At 66.5% G+C, this 7,928-nt stretch carries 7 protein-coding genes and 1 tRNA gene; all 8 read right to left on the bottom strand.

Going from position 1 to position 7,928, the window contains the following annotated elements; translation table 11 throughout:
• Window positions 1-3,907 (bottom strand): DNA-directed RNA polymerase subunit beta (gene rpoB / locus PKA16_RS15130; RefSeq protein WP_324404406.1); only part of this gene is annotated, 3,907 nt, incomplete at its 3' end.
• Between the two features lie 367 nt (window positions 3,908-4,274).
• On the bottom strand, window positions 4,275-4,655 hold the full coding sequence (rplL, locus tag PKA16_RS15125; RefSeq protein ID WP_324404404.1) for a 50S ribosomal protein L7/L12: 381 nt from the start codon (window positions 4,653-4,655) through the stop codon (window positions 4,275-4,277).
• A 49-nt stretch (window positions 4,656-4,704) separates the two neighbouring features.
• Window positions 4,705-5,211, bottom strand: a complete 507-nt coding sequence (rplJ, locus tag PKA16_RS15120) for a 50S ribosomal protein L10 (RefSeq protein WP_324404402.1) — start codon at window positions 5,209-5,211, stop codon at window positions 4,705-4,707.
• 242 nt (window positions 5,212-5,453) lie between these two features.
• Complete coding sequence (gene rplA / locus PKA16_RS15115) at window positions 5,454-6,149, bottom strand: 50S ribosomal protein L1 (RefSeq protein WP_324404400.1); 696 nt, start codon at window positions 6,147-6,149, stop codon at window positions 5,454-5,456.
• Window positions 6,150-6,581 (bottom strand): 50S ribosomal protein L11, encoded by a 432-nt coding sequence (gene rplK / locus PKA16_RS15110; protein WP_324404398.1) that lies wholly within the window; start codon window positions 6,579-6,581, stop codon window positions 6,150-6,152. It abuts the gene before it with no gap.
• Window positions 6,582-6,699: 118 nt separating this feature from the next.
• The gene (gene nusG / locus PKA16_RS15105) at window positions 6,700-7,284 is read right to left on the bottom strand and encodes a transcription termination/antitermination protein NusG (protein ID WP_324404396.1); all 585 of its coding nucleotides are present in this window, start codon (window positions 7,282-7,284) and stop codon (window positions 6,700-6,702) included.
• A complete protein-coding gene (secE, locus tag PKA16_RS15100) occupies window positions 7,281-7,664 on the bottom strand; it encodes a preprotein translocase subunit SecE (protein WP_324404408.1) in 384 nt (127 codons plus the stop codon). The genes nusG and secE overlap by 4 nt, the downstream gene beginning before the upstream one ends.
• 116 nt (window positions 7,665-7,780) lie before the next feature.
• Window positions 7,781-7,856 (bottom strand) — tRNA-Trp (locus PKA16_RS15095).
• Window positions 7,857-7,928 lie beyond the last annotated feature (72 nt).

Raw genomic sequence — 7,928 nt, 5'->3', positions numbered from 1 at the left:
CCATCTCGCCGAAGCGCTGGCCGCCGAACTGCGCCTTGCCGCCCAGCGGCTGCTGCGTCACCAGCGAGTACGGGCCCGTGGAGCGCGCGTGCATCTTGTCGTCGACCAGGTGGTGCAGCTTGAGGAAGTGCATGTAGCCGATCGTGGTCGGGCGCTCGAAGGCGTCGCCCGAGCGGCCGTCGTGCAGCCAGGCCTGGGTGCGCGTGGGCGTCAGGCCCTTGGCCTTGGCCACCGCGTCCGGGTAGGCCAGCTGCAGCATGCCCTGGATGTCCTCCTCGGTCGCACCGTCGAACACCGGGGTCGCGAACGGCACGCCCTGCGTCAGGTTGCCCGCCATCTCGAGCACCTGTTCGTCGCTCAACTGGCTCAGGTCCTCCTGGTGGCCAGAAGAGCGGTTGTACAGCTCGGTCAGGTACTTGCGCAGTTCGGCCACGCGCTGCTCGGCCTGCAGCATCTCGCCGATGCGTGCGCCGATGCCCTTGCCGGCCCAGCCCAGGTGCACTTCCAGCACCTGGCCCACGTTCATGCGCGAGGGCACGCCCAGCGGGTTGAGCACGATGTCCACCGGCGTGCCGTCGGCCATGTAGGGCATGTCCTCGACCGGCACGATCTTGGAGACCACGCCCTTGTTGCCGTGGCGGCCCGCCATCTTGTCGCCCGGCTGCAGGCGGCGCTTGACGGCCAGATACACCTTGACCATCTTCAGCACGCCGGCCGGCAGCTCGTCGCCCTGGGTCAGCTTCTTGCGCTTCTCCTCGAAGGCGAGGTCGAAGCTGTGGCGCTGCGCCTCGATCGAGGCCTTGATGCTCTCCAGCTGCGCCGCCACGTCGTCGTCCGCCGGGCGGATGTCGAACCAGTGGTACTTGTCGACCGAGTCCAGGTAGGCCTTGTCGATCTTCGTGCCCCGGGCGATGCGGTTCGGCCCGCCATTGGCGGCCTTGCCGATGAGCAGCTTCTCGATCCGGTCGTAGGAATCGGCCTCGACGATGCGCAGCTGGTCGTTCAGGTCCAGGCGGTAGCGCTTGAGCTCGTCGTCGATGATCTGCTGGGCGCGCTTGTCGCGCGGGATGCCCTCGCGCGTGAACACCTGCACGTCGATCACCGTGCCCTGCGAGCCCTGCTCGACGCGCAGCGACGTGTCCTTCACGTCCGACGCCTTTTCGCCGAAGATCGCGCGCAGCAGCTTCTCCTCCGGCGTCAGCGTGGTCTCGCCCTTCGGCGTGACCTTGCCCACCAGGGTGTCGCCCGGCATCACCTCGGCACCCACGTGGATGATGCCCGAGTCGTCCAGGCGGTTGAGCTGCTGCTCGCTCAGGTTGGGGATGTCGCGCGTGATCTCCTCGGCACCGAGCTTGGTGTCGCGCGCCATCACCACCAGCTCCTCGATGTGGATGCTGGTGTAGCGGTCGTCGGCCACCACCTTCTCGGAGATCAGGATCGAGTCCTCGAAGTTGTAGCCGTTCCACGGCATGAAGGCGATCAGCATGTTCTGGCCGATCGCGATCTCGCCCAGGTCGGTGGAGGCGCCGTCAGCGATCACGTCACCCCGGGCCAGCACGTCGCCGCGCTTGACGATCGGGCGCTGGTGGATGTTGGTGTTCTGGTTGCTGCGCTGGTACTGGATCAGGTTGTAGATGTCGACGCCCACCTCGCCGGCCACCGCCTCGTCGTCGGCGACGCGCACCACGATGCGCGTGGCATCGACGTAGTCGACCACGCCGCCGCGGCGCGCCGTCACGACGGTGCCGGAGTCGATCGCGGCGACGCGCTCGATGCCGGTGCCGACCATCGGCATCTCGGGTCGCAGCACGGGCACCGCCTGGCGCGACATGTTGGCGCCCATCAGTGCGCGGTTGGCGTCGTCATGCTCGAGGAAGGGCACCAGCGAGGCCGCCACCGAGACGATCTGGGCCGGCGACACGTCCATGTACTGGATGCGCTCGACGCTCACCAGCACCGAGTCGCCCTTCTCGCGCGCGCTCACCAGGTCGCCGGTGAGGCGCCCTTCCTCGTCCAGCGCCGCGTTGGCCTGGGCGATGATGTACTTGCCCTCCTCGATCGCCGACAGGTAGTCGATCTCGTCGGTCACCTTGCCGTCGATGACGCGGCGGTACGGCGTCTCGATGAAGCCGTACTCGTTCAGGCGCGCGTACAGCGCCAGCGAGTTGATCAGGCCGATGTTCGGGCCTTCCGGCGTCTCGATCGGGCACACGCGGCCGTAGTGCGTGACGTGCACGTCGCGCACCTCGAAGCCGGCGCGCTCGCGCGTCAGGCCGCCCGGGCCCAGGGCCGAGACGCGGCGCTTGTGCGTGATCTCGGCCAGCGGGTTGGTCTGGTCCATGAACTGCGACAGCTGCGAGGCGCCGAAGAACTCCTTCAGTGCCGCGGAAATCGGCTTGGAGTTGATCAGGTCGTGCGGCATGAGCGGATCGTTCTCGGCCTGGCCGAGGCGCTCCTTGACGGCCTTCTCGATGCGCGCCAGGCCGGTGCGGTACTGGTTCTCGGCCAGCTCGCCGACGCAGCGCACGCGGCGGTTGCCCAGGTGGTCGATATCGTCGACCTCGCCGCGGCCGTTGCGCAGCTCGACCAGGATCTTCACCACGTCGAGGATGTCGTCGTTGGACAGCACCATCGGTCCGGTGGACTCGTCGCGCCCCACCTTGGCGTTGAACTTCATGCGCCCGACGCGCGACAGGTCGTACGTGTCGGGGTTGTAGAACAGGCGCTGGAACAGGGCCTGCACCGCGTCCTCGGTGGGCGGCTCGCCCGGGCGCATCATGCGGTAGATCTGCACGCGCGCGGCGAACTCGTCGGCCGTCTCGTCGGCGCGCAGCGTCTGCGAGATGTAGGCGCCGTGGTCGAGCTCGTTGGTGAAGATGCACTCGAGATCCTGCACGCCGGCCTCGCGCAGCTTCTTGAGCAGCGGCTCGGTGAGCTCGTCGTTGGCCTTGGCGATGATCTCGCCGGTCTCGGCGTCGACCACGTCCTTCGCCACCACCCGCCCGACCAGGAAGTCCTCCGGCACGCTGATGTGGGTCGTGCCCGACTGCTCGAGCTCGCGCGTGTGGCGCGCCGTCACGCGCTTGTCCTTGGCGACGATGACCTTGCCCGACTTGTCGGTGATGTCGAAGCGCGCCACCTCGCCCTTCAGGCGCTCGGTGACGAACTCCATCTGGGCGCCACTGTCCATCAGGCGGAAGTGGTCGTTGGTGAAGAAGTGCGCCAGGATCTGCGCGTTGTTCAGCCCGATCGCCTTCAGCAGGATCGTCACCGGCATCTTGCGGCGGCGGTCGACGCGGAAGAACAGGATGTCCTTGGGGTCGAATTCGAAGTCGAGCCAGGAGCCGCGGTAGGGAATGATGCGCGCCGAGAACAGCAGCTTGCCGGAGCTGTGCGTCTTGCCCTTGTCGTGCTCGAAGAACACGCCCGGCGAGCGATGCAGCTGGCTGACGATGACGCGCTCGGTGCCGTTGACGATGAACGAGCCCTTATCGGTCATCAGGGGCACCTCGCCCATGTAGACCTCCTGCTCCTTCACCTCCTTGACCACCTTGCTCTGCGGGGTCGACGACTCGCGGTCGTAGATGATCAGCTGCACGCGCGCGCGCACCGCCGAGGCGAAGGTCAGCCCGCGCGTCTGGCACTCGCGCACGTCGAACGCCGGCTTGGCCAGGTTGTACTCGATGAACTTCATCTCGACGTAGCCGTTGTGCGAGACGATCGGGAAGGCCGATTCAAACGCCGCCTGCAAGCCCTCGTGCACGCGCTTCTTCGGGGCCGTGTCGGCCTGCAGGAAGGCGGTGTAGGCGTCCTTCTGCATCTGCAGCAGGTAGGGGACCGGCAGCACGCTGTCGCGACTGCCGAAACTCTTGCGAATGCGCTTGCGTTCGGTAAAGGTGTAGGCCATGAAATCTCCGGGCGGTGGACGATCTGTAGTCCTGGATATCAGGCGACTAGGGCATCAGGCACGAGGCGCCTGAAGACAGCTTGGCGGCTGGCCACTACCAGCCCATGGCGGACGGCCGCGCGTTGCACGCGGCCCGGACCAAGTGGTCTCCTGCAGTCGGGTTCAGAAGACACGTGAAAGCGGCTTGCAGCAAGCCCCTTTCAGGTGCGCTCTGATGGCGCGCGGGTCGATACCGAGATCAACCCGTGAGTAAATCGAGGCTGGAGCGCAGCGAGCGGCGCGAGGCTGGTTCGAGAAGCGCAGCCGTACCGACGTACGGCGAGCATCGCAGGGCCAGGATCGCGCCGCGCAGTAGCTCCAGACCGATTTACTTGAGGTCGGCCTTGGCGCCGGCGTCTTCCAGCTTCTTCTTGCCGGCTTCCGCGTCCGCCTTCGGCATCGCCTCCTTGACGGTCTTGGGCGCGCCGTCGACCAGGTCCTTGGCCTCCTTCAGGCCCAGGCCGGTGATCTCGCGCACCGCCTTGATGACCGACACCTTGTTGGCGCCGACCTCGGCCAGCACCAGGTCGAACTCGGTCTTTTCCTCGGCCGCGGCGGCCGCGCCGGCGCCCGCGCCACCAGCAGCCGGGGCCGCCATCGCGGCGGCGCTCACGCCGAATTTCTCCTCGATGGCTTTCACCAGGTCGTTGAGCTCCATCACGGTCATGCCGTCCAGCGCGGTCAGAAATGCGTCTTTGTCGAATGCCATTTGATTTACCTAGAACAGTTGGGTGGTTGAATGAACTGCGGGCGTCGCCTCAGGCGGCCACCGCCTCGCCTTCGCCTTTTTTCGCCGCCAGCGCGCCCAGCACCACGGCGGTGCGCGAAATGGGCGACATCAGCAGGCCGCACAGCTGGGCCAGCAGCACTTCCTTGCTCGGAATGCTCGCCAGCTCCTTCACCGCGCCGGCATCCAGGGCCTTGCCTCCGTAGACGCCGCCGCGAATCACCAGCTTGTCGTTGGTCTTCGCGAAATCGGCCACCACCTTCGCGGCGGCCACGGCGTCCTCGGAGAAGCCATAGAGCAACGGGCCGGACATCTGGTCGGCCGCCACTTCGAAACTGCTGCCAGCGACAGCCCGGCGGGCCAGCGTGTTCTTCAACACGCTGAGCGCCACGCCCTGGCTGCGCGCATCGGCACGCAACTTCGTCATGTCGGCGACCGCGATGCCACGGTATTCCGCCAGCACCAGCGTTTGAGCTTTAGCGGCGAGCCCGGCCACCTCCTGGATGACCGCTTCCTTCTCACTGCGATTCAGACTCAAGGTCTACTCCTTCCAATGCGCCGGCCGATGGACCGACGCGCCTTTCAAAGCGACCAACCGTTCAGGAAAGGTTCCTGCGCGGCAGGCTCGCCATCTGCGCTGGCCGACCCCGTCTCCGGGGCAGATTAAGCGGACGACCACGCCAGCGGTCTTGGATGGCCCGCGGCCGCCTTGCGGCCGCCGCAGCCCACCACTTCGCCCGCGCGCCGGCACGGGGCCGGCGCCCGGGACGAATCCCGTGTTCAGCCCATCAGGGTCTGGGTGTCCACGCGCACGCCCACGCCCATGGTGCTCGACACCGCCACCTTGCGCAGGTAGACGCCCTTGCTGGTGGCGGGCTTGGCCTTGTTCAGCGCCTCGACCAGCGCCGCCAGGTTGCCCTGGAGTTTTTCCGTGTCGAACGAGCGGCGGCCGATGGTGCCGTGGATGATCCCGGCCTTGTCGACGCGGAACTGCACCTGGCCCGCCTTGGCATTCTTCACCGCGGTGGCCACGTCGGGCGTCACGGTGCCGACCTTGGGGTTGGGCATCAGGCCGCGCGGACCCAGGATCTGGCCCAGCGCGCCCACCACCCGCATCGCGTCGGGCGCGGCAATGACCACGTCGAAGGGCAGGTTGCCGGCCTTGACCTGCTCGGCCAGGTCCTCCATGCCGACCAGGTCGGCGCCCGCGGCCCTGGCCTCGTCGGCCTTGGCACCCTGCGCAAACACGGCCACGCGCTTGGTCTTGCCGGTGCCATTGGGCAGCACCACGGCGCCGCGCACCACCTGGTCGGATTTCTTGGCATCGACGCCCAGTTGCACCGCGACGTCGATGGACTCATCGAACTTGGCGGTGGCGTGCTGCTTCACCAGGTCCAGCGCCTCGGCCAGCGGGTACAGGCGGGTCGATTCGATCTGGCCCACCAGGGCCTTCTGCTTTTTCGTCAACTTGGCCATTTACACACCCTCCACCGTCACGCCCATGGAGCGCGCCGATCCGGCGATCGTGCGCACCGCCGCATCCAGGTCGGCCGCGGTCATGTCCTTGAGCTTGGTCTGGGCGATTTCCTCGAGCTGGGCGCGCGTGATCTTGCCCACCTTGTCGGTGGCGGGCTTGGCCGAGCCCTTGTCCAGCTTGATGGCCTTCTTGATCAGGACGGCCGCGGGCGGCGTCTTGATGACGAAGGTGAAGCTCTTGTCGGCGAACGCGGTGATCACGACCGGCAACGGCAGGCCCGGCTCGACGCCTTGCGTCTGCGCGTTGAACGCCTTGCAGAACTCCATGATGTTGAGGCCGCGCTGGCCCAGCGCCGGCCCGATGGGCGGCGACGGGTTGGCCTTGCCAGCCGGCACTTGCAGCTTGATGAAGCCGACGATCTTCTTCGCCATGCTTGACTCCTTGCGGGTGCAAACGCGTGGCGGGCCACGCTCCCCGGGGGTTGACGACTCTCAAGTAGGAAACCCGCTGGCGCCGAGTCGGGAGGCGCCAGCAGTCATGCAATTACATTCAGGCCTTCTCGACCTGGCTGAATTCCAGTTCGACCGGCGTGGCACGACCGAAGATCGTGACCGACACGCGCAGCTTGTTCTTGTCGTAGTTGACTTCCTCGACGGTGCCGTTGAAGTCGGTGAACGGGCCATCCTTGACGCGGATGTATTCGCCCACCTCGAATTCGACCTTGTGGCGCGGCTTGTCGGAGCCCTCCTGCATCTGGTTGACGATCTTCATGACATCGTCTTCCGAAATCGGAGTCGGGCGGTTGCGCGCGCCGCCGACGAAACCGGTCACCTTGTTGGTGTGCTTCACCAGGTGCCAGGTGTCGTCGTCCATCACCATTTCCACCAGCACGTAGCCGGGGAAGAACTTGCGCTCGGTGGTGCGCTTGACGCCATTCTTGATCTCGACCACTTCCTCGGTCGGCACCAGGATGCGGCCGAACTTGGCGCCCATGCCGGCACGCGCGACGCGCTCGCGGATGTTGCGCTCGACGGCCTTTTCCATGCCCGAATAGGCATGCACCACGTACCATTTGAGGTCCGGATTGGTCGATGCGCCCGCCTGCATCTCGCTTATCACTTCTTCGCTCGTCATCGCCTCCACCCCAGGATCAGGTCGTACAGCGACCACTGCAGGAACTGGTCGGTCACCCACATGAACAGGGCGATGGCGACCGAGAACGCAAACACGAAGGCCGTGGTCTGCAACGCGTCCTTGCGCGCCGGCCACACCACCTTGTGCATCTCGCGCCAGGAATCGCGTCCAAAGGCGACCAGGCGGCGCCCGCTCTCGGACACCAGGAAGGCCAGCGCGGCCAGCACCAGGCCGCCGATCAGGCCGCCCCACTGGGCCCAGACACCCTGGCTGGCCAGCAGGTAATAGGCCGCCACGCCGCCGATGACCAGCAGGGCGGCCAGGACCAGCTTGGCCTTGTCGACCCCCGTGCTCACGGTTTCAATCTGCGTGCTCGCCACCATCAATTCCAAATCTACCGGGATTCGATCGGCCTGCGCCAGATCGGTTCCGGACACCATCCATCAGACGCGCAAGCCCGCCGGTGTGGGCGGGCCGTTGCGACCACCCGGGCGGGTGGCAGGGGCAGTAGGAATCGAACCTACAACCTTCGGTTTTGGAGACCGACGCTCTGCCAATTGAGCTATACCCCTAGAACTCTCCGATCACTCGATGATCTTGGCCACCACGCCCGCGCCCACGGTGCGGCCGCCCTCGCGGATGGC

Origin of the sequence: Ottowia sp. (genome assembly GCF_035325765.1) — a bacterium.
In the GTDB taxonomy this organism is placed as follows: domain Bacteria; phylum Pseudomonadota; class Gammaproteobacteria; order Burkholderiales; family Burkholderiaceae_C; genus Ottowia.
Note: the sequence above shows the minus strand (reverse complement) of the source record. Positions and strands in the feature narration are given on the sequence as shown.

Coding starts and splice junctions, on each gene's coding strand:
- rplL (WP_324404404.1), bottom strand. CDS start 4,655: ATGGCATTCGACAAAGACGCATTTCTGACCGCGCTGGACGGCATGACC.
- rplK (WP_324404398.1), bottom strand. CDS start 6,581: ATGGCGAAGAAGATCGTCGGCTTCATCAAGCTGCAAGTGCCGGCTGGC.
- nusG (WP_324404396.1), bottom strand. CDS start 7,284: ATGACGAGCGAAGAAGTGATAAGCGAGATGCAGGCGGGCGCATCGACC.
- rplA (WP_324404400.1), bottom strand. CDS start 6,149: ATGGCCAAGTTGACGAAAAAGCAGAAGGCCCTGGTGGGCCAGATCGAA.